The following is a 20,050-nucleotide window of genomic DNA, read 5'->3' as shown; positions in this document are numbered from 1 at the left end:
CTTGGCTACTTGTGAAGCTAAAGCCACTGTCTAGTGTATCGATGATGATATTTACCCTAGGCGTGTGGGTCTGTACTGTTTTACCTAATTATATTTTCATGAGTGCCTTTCTTCATCTCGAATTTTTTAACGCATTATATTTATTGTCTTATGGTGCGCTTAGCTGTTTATTGGCGGCAATTGTTCTTCCTTTATGGCGATCGTCGCGCTCTATATTTAAAGGCTGAGCCGATTTAAACATGTCTGGTCAAAAATTGTATGCTGTATAAAAAGAGGGTAGAGATAGAGCGAAGGCTTATAGATTGGTAACTAGATTAGAAAAGAAGCAGCTAATACCTCAGGTGGTACTAGCTGCTTTTTTATTTAGCAAATATCGTCAAATTCGTTTTTAACATCAAAAACAACAGGCATTTCATAGCCAGGAAGATGAATATCTGTATCGCTAATGGCTAAGTCTTCGCCGCCAAGAACGTTAAAGCCAAATTTATAAACAGGAAGCACTTGCCCATGAATAGCGGCTTGGTTATAAGCTTCGGCAGTGTCTTTCACTTTTATATTTTTGACTTTATATGTGTCTAACTCTTCTTTTGAGTAACGTTTGCTTAGCATTTCCATGACTTTATGAGGTGCCAATAAAATTGCCGTCGCGTTATTGCCACCAAAACCTTTTGAGTTAAGAAGAGCCGCATCGAAATGCGTTTTCCCGTAAGATTCATGCTTAAGTTGGAAGCGAAGGCCTTCTTGGTAGACGTCATTAGCAAGCTCTGACGAGGTTGTGATGCCGGGTAGAATGCCATCTTTCCAAACACCTAAAGAAAGATGTAATTGGTCTCCGCCAGCCGTTCCTTGAGAATGACCAAGGAATGCTTTTAACGCTGTAACAGGCATACCCGTTGCACCAAAGCTTGTTGCAACTTTACTAAGTACGTGTGATTCTGTCACTCGGTTCTGAGGCGTACTAGTACCATGAGCTTGGATGAAGGTTCGCTCAGTTAAGCCTTCCTTTCCTATCACATTCTGTAAATAGGCCATGGCTTTACTCATAGTAAGGTAATTGCCAATCCCTGGTGCAGAAATAGATTTTTTATGCCCATCGGCATTAGAAAATACAGCAGGAATAGCGCCATAGATTTCAGCGCCTAGTTCCATTGCTAACGCATCATCCATTAGCAAAGTCCATTGGCTTGACTCGGCAATGGTAAAGCCGCAGTTTTGAGCAAATGGACGACAGCTGCGAGTATGATCCGGTTCTTCTTGGTTGTTTATTTGGTCAAGAGCAAGAAGTGCGGTGTCTTCCGCTAAAGCCCCCATAGTTCGAAAGCCTTCAATTATTTCTGGTGTAATCGGTGCATCACTGCCACCGACCATAGCAACTCGCAATTTGCCAGACTTAATCCCTTCAACGGCTTTTTCTAGGTTAAAAAAGTACGTTGCACAAGCACCAATAGAAGTACCGACACTGCCGACGCTGCCTAAAATATAGGCGTTAACAAAGTCCGCTGGCATTTGGGCGTAGCCAAGAGGCAAGTGTTTAGAGGTCGTTCGTTTGCCTATCAGCGCAGATTTCAGCATTCCGCCAAAACCAAGGTCGTCCATTTGGCCTATAGAATTGGCCGCATAAACCGCCATTTGATCAGGTGCTACCTTACTACGAATAAGCTCCCAATCAATGCCGCTACTTTGAACCGCATCAGAGGCTCCATATACAGTCATTTGTAGACCGCGAGGGTGGTTTCTACTCTGATAAAGCTTGGAAGGGTCAAATCCAGTTGGTAATTGACCTGCAGATTTTACTGATAAAGCTTTAGAATCCTTGATAAAGGCTTCCAAGTTACCATCAATAGTCACTCTAGATAGGTGATCTGAAATCTCAGTTACTTGCCAATTTGTAGGACGGTCAGAAGGTAGAGAACGGGTTTTAATCGTAAAGCTCAGCTTTTCGTCTTGGCCAGTTGGCGTTAATACGGCAGATTTATGTCGAGTGACGTGATCAACGTCGAACAAGCTAGGGTGTATTCTACGAATCAATGTTCTTGCAAGTAATGATTCGCCAATGCTGTCAATAAGAGAAGCTGCGTCTAGCTCTTCTCCACTTTCCGTATGCCAAAGACCATTCTTATATTCTGCGGCATTTGTGAGTGTGGCAAGATCGAGTAATACATCCTGCTGAATTGAGCTTGGGAGAAGATCTAATACAATCCGTCGATAGGCTTGATGAGAAGATGAACGACCAGCTGAATTGATTCCGCCAAAGCCAATAATAACAGGTAAACGGGCCAATTGAATTTCCTCGTTCTTAATTGAGTGGGTAAATAATCAGGCTATTGTAATGAAGGTCGGATTGCTTAGCCACCCTGTGGCGAAAAATTCACTTCAAATATATAGGTCTAAGTTACAAAATTATGCACAGATAGCTGTGACGTTTTATTCAGTGCTCTTTTGCTTGTTACGATTGAGTGTGTTGAATCGCCAAAGCTTGTTGTATTGGATCAGTCCTTCTATTTCGTCTACATAATCCTGTCCACGTTGTGAATAATGATCTAAGCCATGTACGAGAGCAAGTCCAGTAATAGGGGCTTCGTTTTCTCGTAAGTCAGCGCGTATGCCTCTTAATTCTTTGTAAGCCGCATTGCTATTTAAATTATCAATATAGGAAAATACAGATTCTCGAGCATTAGAAAACTTACGTACTTCATGGTCTGCATCGTCATCTCTTGACTCTGGAACAAGACCACAACCTTTTCTAAAGCACCATTGGCCAAAAAAGTTATTTCCCTCTGTTGCAAACCGAGATGTTCCCCATGCTGATTCATTAGCCGCTTGGGCGAGAACCAACGAGGTGGGTACGATATCAATGTGAGCTAACAGCTCGTCAATATCATCCGCAGTAATAGTATCTACTTTATTGAGCTTATAGTTAGACATTAACTCAATAACCCATTTTTTATCCTTTTTTGACAAACTCTTGGCTTTTTTTCTTAAGCTGATAAGTCGATCTCTTTCAGCAAGTAATAAAGTGTTTTTTTGATTTACAAAAGGTGTTAAAAAATTAAAAAAAGTTGTTTTTCGCAACTTGATATTTTTGATAGCATTGAAGTCAGGTGTCTTGGTTTGAATGGGATGTGTTTTGAAGTAATTTTTTTCGTCACGTGTTGCTTCATCTGACTCGTTGATAGTGCGGTCATTCGTGGTTTCTGAAACTTGGCTTTTAGGCGTATTACTTTGCACATCTTTCACTGGCTCAATTTTGAGCCAAAGAATAAATATTAAAGCAAAGGATATAAGCCAGAGAATTTTTCTTTCCATAAATGACCACAAATCTCAATATTTTTGTGAATTTAAGCGCATGACGTAAGTAAAACGCTTCTTCACATGTTTGTATTTTAGTAGAAAAAGTACTTTTATTATCTCGAAAAAACACAGACTTTAATAGCTTTATCCTTTAACTCCTCTAATTTTACCTTATTTGTCTATTTTTGCGAAAAAGTGCTAATTAAAAAGAAAGGCTTGTCTTATTTTACAGAACACTGGCCTCTGTGTTGCTGTAAAGTGGGTGAATAGCTTTTCTTAATATTCTGTAAATAATGTCCAGATTGGCTGTGGGTCTTTATAAACTCATGGAATGAATGCTACACCTCTATTTCTACTCAATTAATAAGCCAATTTTAGTGTGCTTACTATTTATTTACTTATTGTTAATGAAAGTTATGTGCTTTCGAGGCAAAATGTCGATTGTATTTAATCGAATGATTCAATGATTCAATGATTTAAGGCGTTTTATGGTTGAGCGTTTACAGTCTCTCTTATTTCCATGTCTAATTTTGCTTGCCAGTGTGTATGCCAGCTTATATGTAGGTTTTCTTCCTCCTCTGTGGATTGATTTGCTTCCATTATTGCCTTTTATATTGTTTGCCATCGGGATTCTTTTGGCTTGGCATTTCAATAAGGGTCGAGTGCTAATTTTAGTCTGTTTACTTCTTATTCCTAAAGTACACAGTGCGGACAGTGATGCCTCGGTAACGGCTTATTTGGTCGTGTCTTGTCTTTGTATTGCCCTTTTGACTTTTGTAAAAGAGCGTGGCTTTTTTAATCGATTTGTCATTAATCGTTTTTTGTTTTTGGCTATGTTGTTGTGTTGGTCTTACTCCGTTGAAGCTCACTGGATTTCCTTTGGCTTTTTAGACCACCCCATTTTCAATCTTCAGATTACTTGGTCTACTTTCTTGCTTTGGACCATCTTATTGTTGAGTATTTCTCTCATTTTTACGTCATGGTGGGTGAGTAACGATAACTTTAGTGCCTGTGGCTTGGTCAGTATTATTAGCTTGATCCTATTAAGTCATTTTTCTGTTTCTCAAAGTCAATTTGATGCTTTGTTGTCTGCACAATTTTTGTTATGGATTTGGTTTTTATTAATGGAAAGCCATCGTATGGCATATTTAGACGATTTGACTAAACTGCCCGGGCGTCGAGCACTTAATGAAAAATTAGTGGGTCTACCTAAGAAATATGCTTTAGCGATGGTGGATATAGATCATTTCAAGAAATTTAACGATACCTATGGGCATGACATGGGCGATAGGGTTCTGAAAAATGTAGCGACCCAATTAAAGCGTTTTTCTCATCCTGGACAAGCATTTCGTTATGGAGGAGAAGAGTTCACCATAGTGTTTCGCCATAAACATCTTGAAGAAGTGAGCGATATTCTAGAGGACATTCGTGACCAAATTGAGCATGCAAGTGTTTCTGTATTCGATCCTAAGAAAAAACAAGATGTTTTTGTTAACGTTACTGCCAGTTTAGGTGTGGCTTTTGCCAGTCAAGGAGAGTTCCCTGATGCTGTATTAAAGCGAGCTGATGAGGCGCTTTACCAGGCAAAGCGTAAAGGGCGTAATCAAATTGTGCAGGCGAATTCATCGAAAACGCGTAAAACATAAAAAAAACTTGTACAAATGGTCAGATATTTTCTTTCAATCTATTGCGCTTATAAAATAGCTGTTTATAATTCTTAGAACGACTTCATAGATGTCTTTTTGAAAGGCATCTATTACAAGTGAATTACGTATAGTGCGTGATTGCTTTGATAAAGAACATTGTTAGGGAAAGTCAAAGAGACCGATTTTAACAATAACTGAGCCAACGTGGTGCAGCAGTTAGCGTAACGATGAATGCCTATAGTCGTTTAACGTCTCTGCTGTGAGGGGAAATGGGGAGCTTCGGCTCCCTTTTTTTTTATGCAAATTTTTATCTTTCCTTTCTGTTGCTTCTTACTCCTATTAAAGAATGTTATCTTTACTATTAATATTGCCGGACACAGAAAGCAATGTTTCCTCCTTTAGTTAATATCCGTCTATCCGTCAGTCAATGAGGCATTATTTTGTCTGAAGTAAAGAGAGCAAAAGATCAGTTAAAAACGCACATTCGTGCGCAAAATCAAGCACTTATTCTTGAAACGGCAGAGCGTGTTTTTGCTCGTCAAGGCTTAGCAAAAACAACGACACAAATGATTGCGAATGAAGCCAATTTACCTAAGGCGAATATCCATTATTACTACCGTTCTAAGAAAGATTTATTAGAAGCAGTATTGGAGCGTATTTTGTCGATGTGGCTAGCATCGGTTAGTCAATTCAAATTAGAAGATGGGCCACAAAAAAACTTAACGCGTTATATTTCTGAGAAAATTGATCAATCTCGTTTCAATGTTAGTGCATCTAAAGTGTTTTCCATGGCGCTTATCGGCGAGGATGAGTTTGTATTAAGTTATCTTCGTGAGCATTTTGTAACGGAATTAAGTCGCGAAAAAAATACGATTCAGACCTGGATAGACCAAGGCCTAATGGCGCCTATTTCTACAGAGCATCTTTTTATTAGTATGTGGGCAATGACGCAAACCTATGCTGACTTTGATGCACAGGTGAAAGTGCTGCTCAACAAAGAAATGTTGGAAGAAAACGATTATGAAGACGCTAAGCAGTTTATTACACGAATGGTATTAGCCGGCTGTGGTGTGAAAGAGGTTTCGATATGACCTTCCAAAGTGCAATTACTTTTTTTATTGCTATCTTTGTTTTTAGTATTACACCAGGGTCAGGGGTATTCGCAATCATTGGTCGTAGCATGGTCCGTGGTGCGAAAAACTCAATTATGCTGTGCGTCGGTATGGCATTAAGCGACATTGTTTATCTCATTATGGCTTGCTACGGGTTGGCTGCAATTGCGGCACAATGGGAAACTGTATTTTTAGTGATACGCTACTTTGGAGCGGCCTATCTGATTTATCTTGGTTGGAAAATGTGGACAGCCTCTGTCTCTGAATCCGATGGAGTATCCTCATCGAAGAATGCTAAGAATGGCTTTGCTAGTTTTCTTCAGGGTTTTATGATCTCAGCATCAAATCCTAAGGTTATCGTCTTTTATATCGCATTTTTACCCAGTTTTCTGGATGTAACTGCACTGCATGGAGTGGACATCATATTGGCCGCAGTGATTGCATTTTCAGCTTTATTGCTTGGTTTGACGATTATTTCTGTGTGTGCTTCACAGGCGCGTCGCTACATGAAATCAGAAAAAGCCATGAAAGGATTAAATCGTTCTGCTGGTAGTATTATGGCACTGGCTGGATGTTATTTGGGCTTGAAGGGATAAGTTTAAAATAGATAGGCTTAAAGGCCTAAGACGTAGGTTATAAAAGGCTTAACCCTAGTTATTGAATTTATCGTGAGAGGCCATCTCCCCGTGTGGAAGATGGCCTTTTTTACTTAGCGAGTTCCGTAAATACGGTCACCTGCATCACCAACACCTGGGCGAATGTAAGCATGTTCATCTAGTTCACGATCAATAGAACCTATGTACATTGATACATCTGGGTGCACTTTTTTAAACGCTTCGATGCCTTCAGGTGCTGCGAACAAGCAGATGAAACGAATGTCTTTTGCACCCATTGATTTCACTTTATCAATTGCAGCAATGGCTGAGTTGCCAGTGGCTAACATAGGGTCGACAACAATGATGGTTCTTTCATCCACTGAATGTGGCATTTTTGAGTAGTATTCAACAGGCTGTTTAGTTTCTGGATCGCGATACATACCAACATGACCAACGCGAGCGGAAGGAGATAATTTAAGTACGCCTTCTGCTAAACCATTACCAGCTCGCATGATGGTGACGATGCATAGTTTTTTCCCCTTCAAAACAGGGCTCATTGTTGTTTCTAGAGGCGTCTCTATCTCGGTATCAACCGTTTCCAAATCGTGAGTTGCTTCATAACCTATTAAGGTTCCTAGCTCTTCCACTAGCATGCGAAATTCACGAGTGCTGGTGTTTTTATCTCGTAGACTCGTTAGTTTATGTTTAACAAAAGGGTGGTTGATCACGAAAATATCAGAGTAAGTATCAAGAAGTTGGTCGCGAGTCATAGTGTGGGTTCCTTTCAATTCAAAGTGGGCGCGGCGCTTTATTACCTTGTTTAGGTAGCGGCTTGCGGAAGTAATTTCAGGAATGATACCACAATGGTTTTATCGGTTAATAATCAATCCTGTCTTTTTAGTTAATGGATGTTGGAATTAACAAAGAATGGGAAAGTTTTTTTTAGGGATTGTTTTCATACGGATTGGCATTACATAAATACATAACTTAATTAGATTCTGATGCAATTTTTCGAATCTCAATATTGATAATGAAAAATGGATTCATTGAGACATAAATTATGAGTAATGATGAGCAGTACACAGATGAGCAATTAGAAGATATTGAAGCTGATGATGTCGCTATCAGCGATCCTAGGGCATTAGCACTTCCGGACGATGTCCTTCCCGATACTCTTTATATTTTACCTATTTCTAGTCGTCCTTTTTTTCCTGCACAAGTGCAGCCAGTGATGGTGGATGCTGATCCATGGGAAAACACATTAGATCTTATTGCAGAAAACCCACAAATGGCTGTGGGTTTAGTTTATGCCGATAAAGTAAAGGGCGCGCCTCCAGTGGAAGCGTTTCGTACAATCGGTTGCGTTGCAAGAGTGCATAAAGCAGAAAAACAAAATGATAAAATTACCTTCTTAGCACAAGGTGTTAAACGATTTGAGGTTGTTGAATGGTTGAGCGAAACCGCGCCATACCTTGCAAGGGTTCGTTATATCAACGATTCAAAAGTAAACAATGACGAATCAAAAGCATATTCGATTGCTATTTTAGATTCGATCAAAGAGCTGATTCGTTTAAACCCGCTATTCAGCGAAGACCTTCGCCAGTATCTTGGTCGCTTTTCGTTTAATGAGCCCGGTTTGTTGGCTGACTTTGCGGCTTCAATTACGTCGGGTGATGCTAAAGAATTATATGAAGTTCTAGAAACAATATCTGTTCCCGCTAGAATGCATTTGTCACTGACATTGCTTAAGAAAGAGCTTGAAATTGCTCGTCTGCAGAATGAAATTAGTGCGGAAGTAAATGAGAAAATTAGTCATCATCAGCGTGAGTTCTTCTTAAAAGAACAGCTCAAAGTCATTCAAAAAGAGCTGGGTATATCCAAAGACGATCGGACATCTGATGTAGAATCTTTTGAAGCTCGTCTCGAAGGGAAAACGGTTCCTGATTCGGTGAACGAGAAAATTCAAGAAGAGCTTCATAAGTTAAGTATTCTTGAAACTGGCTCGCCAGAATATGGAGTGACACGTAATTACTTAGATTGGGCTACTTCGATTCCATGGGGAGTTCATTCGAAGGATAATCTTGATATTAAGATCGCGCGTGATGTATTGGAATCTCATCATGCAGGTTTAGGTGATATCAAAGATCACATTGTTGAGTTTCTAGCGCTTGGTGCTCATCGTGGCGAAATGGGAGGTTCGATTTTGTTACTGGTGGGGCCGCCAGGGGTTGGTAAAACCTCGATTGGTAAATCCATCGCAGAATCCTTAAATCGTAAGTTTTATCGTTTTAGTTTGGGTGGCATGCGTGACGAAGCAGAAATAAAAGGCCATCGTCGTACTTATGTTGGGGCATTGCCTGGTAAATTTGTTCAAGCGCTAAAAGACGTAGAGGTGGAAAATCCGGTCATTATGCTGGATGAAGTAGATAAAATTGGCTCTTCTTTCCAAGGCGATCCCGCGTCTTCTCTATTAGAAGCATTGGACCCAGAACAAAACAGTGAATTTTTAGATCATTATTTAGACATGCGAGTGGATTTGTCTAAGACCTTGTTTATCTGTACGGCAAACCAGTTGGATACTATTCCCGCACCATTATTAGACCGTATGGATGTGATTCGCTTGTCTGGTTATATTGGTGACGAAAAACTGGCGATTGCCAAACAGCATTTATGGCCTAAATTGCTCAAGAAAAATAAGCTGCTGAAAAAACAGTTAAATATCACTGATGCCGCGTTACGTCATATTATCGAACATTATGCACGTGAAGCTGGGGTTCGAGGCTTGGATAAACTGTTACAAAAGATTTTGCGGAAGTCAGTAGTAAGCTTGATGACAGGTGAAAAGGACAGCATCAGTGTTGGTGTGAAAGACGTAGAAACATTGCTTGGCATGCCGTATTTCCGCCCAGAAAAAACCTTACAAGGTGTTGGCGTGGTTACTGGTTTGGCTTGGACGTCTATGGGTGGAGCGACCTTACCGATTGAAGCTAATAAAGTACATGAACTAACACGTGGCTTAAAACTCACTGGTAAGCTGGGTGATGTGATGAAAGAATCAGCCGAAATCGCTTATTCCTATGTCTTCTCCCATGCCAAGAGTTATCAAAAGGCTCCTGAGTTTTTTGATAAGAGTTTGATTCATTTGCATGTGCCGGAAGGCGCTACTCCCAAAGATGGTCCAAGTGCTGGAGTTACCATGGCAACGGCTTTGATGTCATTGGCAAGAAATGAGCCTATACGCCGAGGGTTAGCGATGACAGGTGAGCTTACATTAACGGGCCAAGTGTTAGCGGTTGGTGGTATTCGAGAAAAACTTATTGCGGCAAAGCGCAGTAAAATAAGTGAAGTGATTTTACCAGAGCCTAATCGTCGAGATTTCGAGGAATTACCCGATTCGGTCAAGGAAGGAATGACCATTCATTTCGCAGAACGTTTTACAGATGTGGAAAAAATTGTCTTTAATCGATGCAGTAACGATATTCACTGATCATATCCACAAAGAATGCATTCTCACTGGTAAAGATACGTGAGAAAATAATTAAGCCGGACGAGTGAAACCTCATCCGGCTTTTTCATATGAGTCGATATCAGGGGAAATAAATGCCGCATCAGGCAAAACTAACACAAGGTTCAACGTTAAAGCATGTGGTGATGATGTCATTTACCAGTGCTCTTGGTTTGATGTGTATGTTTTTGGTTGATCTAGTCGACATGCTTTTTCTTTCTATGTTGGGTGAAAAAGAAGCGGTGGCGGCGGTGGGTTTTGCTGGCACTATTATGTTCTTTACGATCTCTTTGAGCATTGCTGTCTCTATTGCTGCTACCGCTCTGGTTGCTAGGGCAATAGGTGAGGGGAATGTGGCGCTTGCGAAGCGACGAGCTGTGAATGTGTTGGCTTTCGGTATTGTCTTTTCTACCGCAATCGTATTGTTTTTGTGGCCTCATATTTCTGAAGTTTTATCCTTTATTGGTGCGAGTGGGCGGACACTTGAGCTAGCCAGTGGCTATTTACATATTCTGGTCTTAGGCATGCCTGCGGTGATGATTGGTATGATAGGATCTGGCATTATGCGCGCGTTGGGCGATGCACGGCGTGCCATGTATGCCACTTTAATTGGTGGGATAGTCAATGCGATACTAGACCCTATTTTTATTTTTGCTTTGGGGATGGGGGTTCAAGGTGCGGCGTTAGCGTCTTTAATTGCCCGTTTTTCTATGGTGATAGTGTCTTATTATGGAGTCGTGCATGTCCATAAGATGCTGGGTAAGTTTGATATCATGGAGTTTTTTGCTGATATCAAACCAATTTCTAAAATAGCCTTGCCAGCTATGTTGACAAGCTTGTCCTCGCCATTAGCTAACACCATAGTGATGAGTCATACCGCGACCTTTGGGGATGATGCTGTTGCTGCTATTGCTATCATTGGCCGTATCATACCTGTGGTATTTGGCGGCTTATTTGCCTTGTCTGGTGCGGTAGGTCCGATTTTAGCTCAGAATTATGGCGCCCGACATTTTGATCGTATGCATAGGGCTATTTATAGTGCGGTGACCTATGCTTTTGGCTACTGTCTTGTCTTGTGTTTTTCTTTGTACTTTATGCAAGATTGGCTGGTTTCTGTGTTTAATGCAACGCAAAGAACCGCAGACCTTATTCGTTTTTTTGCAACGTATGTCTCTTTTAGTTTCTTCTTTCAAAGCTTATTGTTTATTGCTATTGCCGTGTTTAATAACCTGGGTAAACCATTCAATAGTACCTTGCTCAATTTTGGCCGAGCAACGCTAGGTACCTGGCCTCTAATCTTTATTTTTGGTTCATTTATGGGGGCTGAAGGTGTCTTGTTTGGGCAAGCGGTTGGTTCGGTAGTTTTTGGTTGCTTGGGTTTTTATATGGCCTGTAAATACCTTAAGAGCCTTGAAGAAAAAGAAGCGAGAGTTTTTTCTACTAGGCAATCTGTAGGCTACGACGACATATTGTAATCATCGTTTATCACTCTTTTTTTGTGGCCCAAAGAAGAAATTCTTGATTGCCATCACCACCTTTTATTGGGCTTTCAATGTAACATTTGACAACCATGCCGATGTTTTTTATAAATTGCTGGATGTCTTCTTCAAGCTGCTTGACTCGTTGTTTGTTTTTTACCAAGCCCCCTTTTCCAATGAATTCCTTACCTACCTCAAATTGCGGTTTAACAAGTGTGATTAAATCACCGCATGGTTTTAGTAAAGCTGGTAACTGTGGCAGTATTTTTGTTTGAGAAATAAAAGAAACATCCATTACAACAAGGTCAAAGCCGCCACTAGGAAAATGATGGGTAAGATCATCTGCGGTGAGGTGTCTGGCATTAATACCTTCCAAGCACGTTACCCTAGAATCCTCGCGCAAGCGCTTGTCTAGTTGATCATGTCCTACTTCCACGCCGACAACATGCTCTGCACCGTGTTGAATAGCGCAATCGCTAAAGCCGCCGGTGGACTGGCCTACATCCAAGACTTTAAATCCAGAAATGTCGATTTTTGTGTATTTGAGGGCGCCTTCTAACTTTAACGCGCCTCGAGAGACGTAGCGATCAGCATGAACTGCAACAATCTTCAATTCGCATTCAGGTTCAAGCTTGAGGCTAGGTTTGGTGACGGCGACCCATTTTTCCTCTTGCTTGAAGGATACGCGGCCCTCACTGATAAAAGTTTGTGCTTGAGATCGAGATTTAGCCAAGCCTTGCTCAGTAAGTAATAGGTCAATACGAATCATTCGGTGCTCATTGAAGTAGTAAAGTTAATATGGAATATTAGCAAAAAGTGATCAATCAAAGTAGATTTATGAGATTAACGCGATACATTTTCGTTGCAAAACATTAAGTAAGGAATAGATATGTTGTTACAGACCTTGATTAGCGCACAGGCTTTGAATGAAATAATTAAGCAAGATAATGTCATCCTTTTAGATTGTCGGTTTTATTTAACGGATCATGAAAAAGGGAGAAAAGAGTACGAGAAAGAACACATCCCTAAGGCTATTTTTGTTGATGTTCATCATGAGTTGGCTGGTGTAGAAACGGAGTGCTCAGGCCGCCACCCCTTACCAGAAGCGGCGGTGTTTGCGGATCAACTTCAGCATTGGGGGATAAATCAGAAATCCCAAGTCGTGGTCTATGATGACATGAGTGGTGCCATTGCTGCTCGTGCTTGGTGGATGCTTTCTCAGCAAGGTATTAATGTACTTGTCTTGGACGGAGGCATTACTGCGTGGAGAGAACAAGGGTTGCCAATATCAACAGAGAGTGCGGATTTATTGCCCTCAGATCATCGGTTTGAAGTCTCTTTCCCCTGGGAAGTGACAGAGAATAAGATCGTGGAAAATTTTGAATTAAATCTTTTCCAACTTATTGATGCGCGTTCTTCTGATCGTTTTAATGGTGAAAATGAAACGATTGATCTTGTTGCAGGCCATATTCCAGGGGCAATTAATCGTCCTTTCTCTGAAAATTTAAATGCTAAAGGGCTTTTTAAAACAGAAGATGAGCTAAAAGCGGGGTGGGGTACTTTGTTATCGGATAATGAAGAATATGTACATTATTGTGGTTCAGGGATTACCTCTTGCCACAATGTATTAGCATTGAATTATGCTGGTATTGAAGCTAAGCGTATTTATGTCGGCTCTTGGAGTCAGTGGTCTAAGCGCATGTTACGAGCGGCAAATGTACAGGTCTAAATAGCTATTAAAAAGAGTGGAAAATAAAGAAAGCCGTCTCTTTTCATTCGTTTGAAGTGACGGCTTTTTTTAGTGTGTATGTCCCGTTCTGAAATGGGTCTACGTAGGGGTCATACCAGCAAGGAAAATTTGAACTTGCTGATTAGAGTCTCCCCATATGTGAGATTTAACCGCAAGTATAAATTTCTCGGCTTCCTTCAGCGAAACAATACCATCTAGTAATCGAACACCGATGCCTTCTTGAGTAAAGAAAAAATGCCAAATATGGTTATCGATGGATACTTCGCCTTCGCCGTTATCATAGGATACTTGTTTAAAAGGATAGTCAGCAGGAACAAAGCACGCTAATTCTTGGCCTGCTTCACCATAGTTAAGATCAGGAATATAGCCTTGACGATCAACCAGTTCGAACTTCATAGAGAACTCCTCGTGTTGTTTTATTTTAGAGTAGTTTTAAATGAAGCGTTTGACTATGTATTTTTGATCAAAAGTGCAGGCTAAAAAAGCGGGTTGTATGAGATATTGATAATGATCAAGTTAATGCTTAAGTTATTTCTAAGGTGCTTTCTAATGCCTCCAACGCTTGATTGATTTTCGTTGGCAAAAAATTTAATTGGAAAATGCTGTATTGAATGGGGAGCCTAGTTATATAGACCTTCTTATGTTATTAGTCGCTGGTCTGACGTTTAGAGGGTTGAGGGCGTAGGAATCGGTAAAAAGTAGTGTCGATGCATAAATCATATACTGGGCTAATTGGGTATAGAGATTAGCCCAGTATGTATGATTTTTATTTGGCAGATTGGTATATTTTTAAATAACGCTCGGCCATTTTTTTCGGCGTGTAGTTTTCAAGGCGAGCGGTCGCACCAGCGACCAGAGTCTCTTGCAATGCTTTGTTGCTGTATAGAGTTAAGATTGCACCTTTAAGCGCTTCGCTGTCATTGGCAGGCACCAATAAACCTGTTTCTTGATGAATAACGATGTCTGGAATGCCACCTACATCCGATGCAATGATAGGTATACCCGCGTCCATAACATCTAATAGGGTGGAGCCCAACCCTTCGTTTCTTGATGGGAACGCAAAAAGGTCAAAAAAAGGTAGGTAATCCCCAATATTGGGCTTAAACCCCATCCAAGTGACGTTTTTACTGTTTTTTGAATAGGCTTTTAGTTCGTCTTTATCTACACCGTCGCCAAAGAAAACGAACTGAAATTCTGGGTGAGTTTTCTCCAGCTTAACAGCCGCTTCGATTAAAACCTTTTGCCCTTTATGTCGGTCGACTAATGCGCCAACGTGACCAATAATGACTTTACCGGGAAAGAGAGCTCTAAATTTCTCACCTTCTTCTTTATGGCTTTCTAGGTGGGCTAGAGTGCTGGGTATCTGCTCTACATTTCCCCAACCTTTATCTCGGATGTGGTTGGCGATTAATGTCGATATTCCTACGCGGGTAAGCGCATTTTTATAAGACAGTTTATTGGACCATTTTCCCTTGATTGGAGTATCTACACGGCGGGTTAGAAGATACGGTGTTTTACGCAATAGCTTATGGATATAGGCCCAGTGAACCGCCTTTGCTTCATGAGCATGTACGATATCAACTTTTGGTGCTGAAAAGTGCCCATCAAGCTGGTGGTTAGCCGTGAGAAAAGTTACTTTCTGGATGTCTTTTAAGCGATCTCGCAAGGGGGAGTCGTCTCGACAAGCAACGACTTGTGCTACGTCAAAATGTTTAGCTAGAGCGGTGATTAACAGCTCAGTTTGCCTTTCGCCACCACGGAACCCTTTGGCAAGGTTGACGTGCATAACAGTAAGAGTATTAGTCAAAATATAGGCCTAGTTGATTACCAGATGTTGTTGAAATCGTCTTGCTTGGTCACGCTTGGATCACGTTGATATTCAAGTAATTTTGCATACTTCAAATAGCTATTAATGGCTGAGCTTAGTGCGAGCGTCATGCCATCAACGCCTCCTAAGAAGCCTCGTTGAAAAATATACTTGCGAATAAAAGCATTAAGGCCGTGTAAAAAGGGAGAGAATGCGTTGGCTTTTTTGCCTTTCGCATACATTATTTTGGCTGCCCGGCCGCTGAAATTACGCCCCGGTTTAGCGAATAACTCGCCAATGTTTTTAAACGAAAAATGGACGATGTCAGCATTGATCTCTTGGACTGATTTAGCTTGTACACTGGCATGCTGTTTTACATCGGCAAAGCGCGTTTTTTCGGTGTTATAAAGTCGTATACAGCGATCTGGGTACCACCCACATTGCTTAATCCAGCGGCTGCCGATCATGTTCTGGCGGCGGAATGAGAAACCTTCCACTGAGGACGAGGACAAATCCAATTGAGTGATGGCTCGGGACATTTCAGGCGTTAGGCGTTCGTCAGCATCTAGGCTGAGCACCCAATTGTGTTTGGTATGAGACAGAGCCACATTTTTTTGAATACCATCTCCTAAGTAGGCTTGATGGACAACCGTCGCGCCTAAACGCTGGGCAATTTCGACAGTTTTGTCTGTGCTTCCTGAATCTACCACCACAATATCGTCACAAACGCTTTGCATGGATTCGATACACGCAGCTATGTTGTTTTCTTCGTTAAGGGTGATGATGTTGCCTGAAATAGTCATGCTTGGCTCTTTAGTCTGAAAGCGTTAATAAATGAATAGCGTGTTCTGTAACCTGCTCAATATTGATTGTTTTGATGTCTTGGTTTTTCTGTGGTGTCACTTTAATAGATTTAGGGTGTGTTAGAAACCATTCAGGATTAGCTTCTTTAAATAGCCCAATGTACGGTCTTTGCATACATTGTGCGATATGAGACGGCCCGCAATCGTTAGCTATGGTTAAGTCGCAAAGCGACACCAGTTTACAAATATCTTTAATGGGCAGTGCGGTGTGCAAAAACAGGTCTTCAGAGGTTGCCAATAAGTGATTCATCAGTTGGATTTCTTCTGCTTCATCAGGACCAAGCAGAACGTGAAGATGACACTTTTTCCCCGATTTCTCAGCAATTGTCTTGCTTGTTTTAAGGTAATTTAATAGCCCCCACTTTTTGTGTTCTCCACCACCGCTACCTGGCATGGCCAATACATTAACGACTTGCTTGTTAATTGTAAGACTAGATGATTCAGCGAGCTCACAAAAAGGCAAAGCGAGCGCTTCTGATAACGCAGTTTCATCCTGAGTGAATATTTTAAGATAGTTGAGTGCTCGGTACTCTTCTTCATTCAGAATGCTGTATTGATGAGCAGGCAAGCCTGCAGCCTCACTATTAACCAAATCAAAGATCTGACCATTTTTAATGGTCTTATAAAGCAAAACTGGAAAGCGGTTACTTGGCCTTAAGTTTAAGAGGTTACTGCCATTAGAGAGTGCTTTGAGTTCATCTAGGTAATTTGTAGAATGTATCGTTCTTTCTATCCAGGGGAATTGTTGGAATACCCAGCTGACCTTATGTCTTGAGAAAAGAATAAGGGAGTCATCACCACAATGGCGTCGGCTAAATAGTCTTAACGCTGGTAGTGTGGTGATTTGAGCGCCGAAGTGAGGCCGGTTTCTGAGCAATACAATATTCGTCATGGCAGTACAGACCTTGCGATTATGTCAGGAGTGAGTTGATTCTGACAGTTTGTATGACCAAGAGGGCAAGTGCGTTTGAAGCAAGGAGAACACTCTAAATGCAGGTTGTGAATGGTTTTATTCTCCGTTAACGGCGGTGTAAATAACTCGCTTGTTGAACCATAAATACCGTGCACTTCTGTGCCCACCGAAGCCGCGACATGCATTAAGCCTGAATCATTACTGACGGCTTTCTCTGCTGCAGAAAGTAGGTCGATTGCGTCTACTAACTTGGTTTTTCCACATAGGTTAAAGGCAAACTCGCCAAGCCCTTTGGTAATATTGTCCCCATCTTCTGCGTCTTTAGGGCCGCCTAGAACCCATATCTGATAGCCTGCTTTAATCGCTTGCTTAGCAAGTTCATGAAAGTAGGCAATAGGCCACTGTTTGGATGGGCCAAATTCTGCGCCAGCCATTAAAGCAATGGCGGGACGATCCGCTAGTTGATAAGTATTAAACAAGGCTTTTTGATTATCAAGATCAACTCGTAATGCAGGATGAGGCAGGTTTTCAGGTGGGTAAGCGTCTGACGCAGGTAGGCCAAGAGAAGTAAAGCGCTTAACCGTTTGATTCAATATGCTTTTATCAAGCTTGCGTCTTTCATTCAATAAAAAGTAGCGCTGTTCACCGGTAAACCCAACTCGGTGTTTGGCTTTGGCAAAAAAGGGAACTAGCGCTGACTTCCAAGAACGAGGCATAACGATAGCGTGATCATAATGTTCACTCCGTAATGATTTGCCCAGCTGTCTGCGGGTGCTAATGCCCCATTCGCCATGGCCTGTTGGTAGCGTGATCGCATTACGTACTTGCGGCATTCTCGCTAAAATAGGCGATGACCAATTTGGGCCAATGACATCAATAATCGCCTCTTTATCACGCTCTTTTAGCGTAATAAAGAGGCTTTGAGCCATTACCATGTCGCCGACCCAAGAAGGGCCGACAATTAAGTATTTAGCCATTAGAATCAAGCCATGTCAGGTAGTTTTGTACGCCTTGTGCAAGACCGCGGAAGTTCCCTTTGTAGCCAGCGTCACGCAGTTTAGTAATGTCGGCTTGAGTAAAACTTTGATATGCGCCTTTAAGGTGTTCTGGGAAAGGAATGTATTCGATTTCACCTTTACCATAGTGCTCAATGACTGTTTCTGCAATGGTTCGGAACGGTTCTGCGTTGCCTGTACCCAGATTGAAAATGCCAGATTTATCGCCATTCTCCATAAACCAGAGTTTAGTATTCACTAGGTCTTCTACGTAAATGAAGTCGCGACTTTGGCCACCTGCTTCATAACCGTCGTAAGCACCAAACAATTTAGGGTTTTCGCCTTCCAGTACTTGATTGCGCAAATGAAACGCTACGCTTGCCATGCTGCCTTTATGCTGTTCACGAGGACCGTAAACATTAAAGTAACGAAAGCCGACAATTTGGCTTTTTGCCGTTGGTAAAACAGCACGAATGTATTGGTCGAACTGAAACTTAGAGTAAGCGTACATGTTCAACGGTTTTTCGTTTTCACGAGACTCTTCAAAAACAGGGCCAGATCCGTAAACTGATGCCGAAGATGCATAGGAAAACGCTGCTCCATATTTTAGGCAAAAATCCAACACTGCTTTCGAGTATTGGTAATTGACGTCCATAACATATTTGCCATTCCACTCAGTGGTGGCAGAGCAGGCACCTTCGTGGAAAACCGCTGTTGGTTTAATGTTTAGCGTGTCATTTTTAATGGCGTCTAAAAAGTCGTACATATCCATGTAATCTGCGATATCTAGATCGGATAGGTTCAGACACTTCTTGCCGTCAGTCAGGTCATCGACCAATAGAATGTTGCGGATACCCTTGTTATTTAGGGCTTTAATGATATTGCTGCCAATAAAACCAGCACCGCCAGTTACGATATACATAAATTATTCTTCCTCAGAGGGTAAAATCGGAATGAGATTGTTGTAATCTTATCACTTCGGCGAGGCCGAGAAAAATGTGATAGCTGCTGGTGCCGGGCAGTGGGAAATCTTTAGGCTGATTGTCAGCGTCAAGGTACTCATTCCAACGACCGTTTTCTATAAAATAATGATCTTGAAGGAAATTTAAGGCTTCGGTGAGTCGTAGCTCTTTTTCTTCCTTGCCAATTGGCATGACGGTAATGGCTTTTAGGTATTCTGTGATCGGCCAGATGCGCTTTTCTTTGTCTATGGGGTGGTAGTCGTTGCCATCTATTTGGTTATAGATGCCGCCGTTATTGGCCAAGCCATAGCGCGATGCCGTGCGCCAAAGGTGTTGTGCTAATTCAGTGTAGTCTGAATTCGGGAGGATTTTATTGGCTTGAAACAGTAACCATACCCATTCGAAATGATGCCCAGGTTCGACTTGATGGCCTGTTTCTGGGTGAGTCTGCCAATCAAGGGTGAAAAATTCTCGTAAAGTCTTTGTTTTTTTATCGTAAAAATGCGCAAGGGCTAGTGTGAGCAGAGCGCTGATTTGTTCTTTGTAAGTGTCGTCTTGAGTTGCTTCATAAGCGGCGATATAGCCTTCAAGCAAGTGCATATGAGGGTTTTGGCGACGCAATTGTGCCGGATCAACAGGGAAGGCCTCGTAAAAGCCACCTGAAGCGGCTTGCATGTGCGTCATCAAAAAGTGATGGGTTTTCTTCATCAGGTCTAGGGCGCGTTGGTCTTTTGTGATGGTGTAATAATGACTAAAAGAAAGCAATACGAAGGCTAATGCATAAGCATCGGATTGCGTGTCTTTTACGGACAGGTCGTCATTGAGTGAGAATATCCAACGTTCGTCTTGGAAATAATGCTCAACAATAAAATTGAATAAAGGCGATAACTTGGCACGCCATTCTTCATTGTTACTCATACTAACCGCATGACTAAAGGTATAAAGTTGACGGCATTGTGTTAGTAAGCGCACACGACCTACTTGGTTTCTATTCCAATCGTGATTCATGCTCTCATAGCTAAAGCCCAAATCTTGGTCAATACCATGCTTTGCCCAGTTGGCGAGCAGCTGATCAAAAAGGAAGCTTTTACAGGAGGTTAGGGGGGAATTCAGCATGAGTAAATTAGCCTTA

Annotated in this window: 17 protein-coding genes; 6 read left to right on the top strand and 11 right to left on the bottom strand. The window is 41.6% G+C overall.

Going from position 1 to position 20,050, the window contains the following annotated elements; genetic code table 11:
• Window positions 1-363: 363 nt before the first annotated feature.
• Window positions 364-2,280: a beta-ketoacyl synthase gene (locus V6259_RS05065; RefSeq protein ID WP_341583573.1), complete on the bottom strand. Its 1,917-nt coding sequence runs from the start codon at window positions 2,278-2,280 to the stop codon at window positions 364-366.
• A 144-nt stretch (window positions 2,281-2,424) separates the two neighbouring features.
• Window positions 2,425-3,306 carry a glucosaminidase domain-containing protein gene (locus tag V6259_RS05060; protein ID WP_341583572.1) on the bottom strand — a complete coding sequence of 294 codons (882 nt, stop codon included), beginning with the start codon at window positions 3,304-3,306 and terminating at the stop codon, window positions 2,425-2,427.
• A gap of 473 nt (window positions 3,307-3,779) precedes the next feature.
• Between V6259_RS05060 and V6259_RS05055 the strand changes: the two genes are divergently transcribed.
• The 3 genes from V6259_RS05055 to V6259_RS05045 all read left to right on the top strand — a co-directional run bounded on the left by V6259_RS05055 (window position 3,780) and on the right by V6259_RS05045 (window position 6,645).
• Window positions 3,780-4,937 carry a GGDEF domain-containing protein gene (locus tag V6259_RS05055; protein WP_341583571.1) on the top strand — a complete coding sequence of 386 codons (1,158 nt, stop codon included), beginning with the start codon at window positions 3,780-3,782 and terminating at the stop codon, window positions 4,935-4,937.
• A 440-nt stretch (window positions 4,938-5,377) separates the two neighbouring features.
• Window positions 5,378-6,028 (top strand): TetR/AcrR family transcriptional regulator, encoded by a 651-nt coding sequence (locus V6259_RS05050; RefSeq protein ID WP_341583570.1) that lies wholly within the window; start codon window positions 5,378-5,380, stop codon window positions 6,026-6,028.
• Window positions 6,025-6,645, top strand: coding sequence for a LysE family translocator (locus V6259_RS05045; RefSeq protein WP_341583569.1), 621 nt, complete (start codon window positions 6,025-6,027; stop codon window positions 6,643-6,645). Before V6259_RS05050 ends, V6259_RS05045 begins: the two co-directional genes overlap by 4 nt.
• Window positions 6,646-6,758: 113 nt before the next feature.
• Here the strand turns inward: V6259_RS05045 and upp are convergent, their stop codons facing one another.
• Window positions 6,759-7,415, bottom strand: a complete 657-nt coding sequence (gene upp, locus V6259_RS05040) for a uracil phosphoribosyltransferase (protein WP_133012034.1) — start codon at window positions 7,413-7,415, stop codon at window positions 6,759-6,761.
• 290 nt (window positions 7,416-7,705) lie between these two features.
• Between upp and lon the strand changes: the two genes are divergently transcribed.
• The gene (lon, locus tag V6259_RS05035) at window positions 7,706-10,132 is read left to right on the top strand and encodes an endopeptidase La (protein ID WP_341583568.1); all 2,427 of its coding nucleotides are present in this window, start codon (window positions 7,706-7,708) and stop codon (window positions 10,130-10,132) included.
• A 113-nt stretch (window positions 10,133-10,245) separates the two neighbouring features.
• Window positions 10,246-11,625 carry an MATE family efflux transporter gene (locus V6259_RS05030; protein WP_341583567.1) on the top strand — a complete coding sequence of 460 codons (1,380 nt, stop codon included), beginning with the start codon at window positions 10,246-10,248 and terminating at the stop codon, window positions 11,623-11,625.
• A gap of 10 nt (window positions 11,626-11,635) precedes the next feature.
• Here V6259_RS05030 and V6259_RS05025 read toward each other — a convergent pair whose 3' ends face one another.
• Window positions 11,636-12,397 carry a TlyA family RNA methyltransferase gene (locus V6259_RS05025; RefSeq protein ID WP_341583566.1) on the bottom strand — a complete coding sequence of 254 codons (762 nt, stop codon included), beginning with the start codon at window positions 12,395-12,397 and terminating at the stop codon, window positions 11,636-11,638.
• Window positions 12,398-12,517: 120 nt separating this feature from the next.
• Here V6259_RS05025 and V6259_RS05020 point away from each other — a divergent pair, with 120 nt between their 5' ends.
• The gene (locus V6259_RS05020) at window positions 12,518-13,357 is read left to right on the top strand and encodes a sulfurtransferase (RefSeq protein WP_341583565.1); all 840 of its coding nucleotides are present in this window, start codon (window positions 12,518-12,520) and stop codon (window positions 13,355-13,357) included.
• A 99-nt stretch (window positions 13,358-13,456) separates the two neighbouring features.
• Here the strand turns inward: V6259_RS05020 and V6259_RS05015 are convergent, their stop codons facing one another.
• The 7 genes from V6259_RS05015 to V6259_RS04985 form a co-directional block, all read right to left on the bottom strand.
• Window positions 13,457-13,774, bottom strand: a complete 318-nt coding sequence (locus V6259_RS05015; protein ID WP_341583564.1) for a hypothetical protein — start codon at window positions 13,772-13,774, stop codon at window positions 13,457-13,459.
• 370 nt (window positions 13,775-14,144) lie between these two features.
• Window positions 14,145-15,185 carry a glycosyltransferase family 4 protein gene (locus V6259_RS05010; protein WP_341583563.1) on the bottom strand — a complete coding sequence of 347 codons (1,041 nt, stop codon included), beginning with the start codon at window positions 15,183-15,185 and terminating at the stop codon, window positions 14,145-14,147.
• A gap of 17 nt (window positions 15,186-15,202) precedes the next feature.
• Entirely contained in the window at window positions 15,203-15,988 is a 786-nt protein-coding gene (locus V6259_RS05005) for a glycosyltransferase family 2 protein (protein ID WP_341583562.1), read from the bottom strand.
• Between the two features lie 10 nt (window positions 15,989-15,998).
• A complete protein-coding gene (locus tag V6259_RS05000; protein ID WP_341583561.1) occupies window positions 15,999-16,940 on the bottom strand; it encodes a glycosyltransferase family 9 protein in 942 nt (313 codons plus the stop codon).
• Complete coding sequence (gene waaF, locus V6259_RS04995; protein ID WP_341583559.1) at window positions 16,937-17,938, bottom strand: lipopolysaccharide heptosyltransferase II; 1,002 nt, start codon at window positions 17,936-17,938, stop codon at window positions 16,937-16,939. Before waaF ends, V6259_RS05000 begins: the two co-directional genes overlap by 4 nt.
• Complete coding sequence (gene rfaD, locus V6259_RS04990; RefSeq protein ID WP_341583558.1) at window positions 17,931-18,878, bottom strand: ADP-glyceromanno-heptose 6-epimerase; 948 nt, start codon at window positions 18,876-18,878, stop codon at window positions 17,931-17,933. Before rfaD ends, waaF begins: the two co-directional genes overlap by 8 nt.
• 13 nt (window positions 18,879-18,891) lie before the next feature.
• On the bottom strand, window positions 18,892-20,034 hold the full coding sequence (locus V6259_RS04985; RefSeq protein ID WP_341583557.1) for an AGE family epimerase/isomerase: 1,143 nt from the start codon (window positions 20,032-20,034) through the stop codon (window positions 18,892-18,894).
• Window positions 20,035-20,050 lie beyond the last annotated feature (16 nt).

The sequence above is a fragment of the Marinomonas sp. TI.3.20 genome (assembly GCF_038155025.1).
In the GTDB taxonomy this organism is placed as follows: domain Bacteria; phylum Pseudomonadota; class Gammaproteobacteria; order Pseudomonadales; family Marinomonadaceae; genus Marinomonas; species Marinomonas flavescens.
Note: the sequence above shows the minus strand (reverse complement) of the source record. Positions and strands in the feature narration are given on the sequence as shown.

Bases quoted from the DNA above. Each gene is read 5' to 3' on its own strand.
- V6259_RS05030 (WP_341583567.1), top strand. From the start codon at position 10,246: ATGCCGCATCAGGCAAAACTAACACAAGGTTCAACGTTAAAGCATGTG.
- V6259_RS05000 (WP_341583561.1), bottom strand. From the start codon at position 16,940: ATGACGAATATTGTATTGCTCAGAAACCGGCCTCACTTCGGCGCTCAA.
- V6259_RS05060 (WP_341583572.1), bottom strand. From the start codon at position 3,306: ATGGAAAGAAAAATTCTCTGGCTTATATCCTTTGCTTTAATATTTATT.
- rfaD (WP_341583558.1), bottom strand. From the start codon at position 18,878: ATGTATATCGTAACTGGCGGTGCTGGTTTTATTGGCAGCAATATCATT.
- upp (WP_133012034.1), bottom strand. From the start codon at position 7,415: ATGACTCGCGACCAACTTCTTGATACTTACTCTGATATTTTCGTGATC.
- V6259_RS05025 (WP_341583566.1), bottom strand. From the start codon at position 12,397: ATGATTCGTATTGACCTATTACTTACTGAGCAAGGCTTGGCTAAATCT.
- V6259_RS05045 (WP_341583569.1), top strand. From the start codon at position 6,025: ATGACCTTCCAAAGTGCAATTACTTTTTTTATTGCTATCTTTGTTTTT.
- V6259_RS05020 (WP_341583565.1), top strand. From the start codon at position 12,518: ATGTTGTTACAGACCTTGATTAGCGCACAGGCTTTGAATGAAATAATT.
- V6259_RS04985 (WP_341583557.1), bottom strand. From the start codon at position 20,034: ATGCTGAATTCCCCCCTAACCTCCTGTAAAAGCTTCCTTTTTGATCAG.
- V6259_RS05055 (WP_341583571.1), top strand. From the start codon at position 3,780: ATGGTTGAGCGTTTACAGTCTCTCTTATTTCCATGTCTAATTTTGCTT.
- waaF (WP_341583559.1), bottom strand. From the start codon at position 17,938: ATGGCTAAATACTTAATTGTCGGCCCTTCTTGGGTCGGCGACATGGTA.
- lon (WP_341583568.1), top strand. From the start codon at position 7,706: ATGAGTAATGATGAGCAGTACACAGATGAGCAATTAGAAGATATTGAA.
- V6259_RS05005 (WP_341583562.1), bottom strand. From the start codon at position 15,988: ATGACTATTTCAGGCAACATCATCACCCTTAACGAAGAAAACAACATA.
- V6259_RS05015 (WP_341583564.1), bottom strand. From the start codon at position 13,774: ATGAAGTTCGAACTGGTTGATCGTCAAGGCTATATTCCTGATCTTAAC.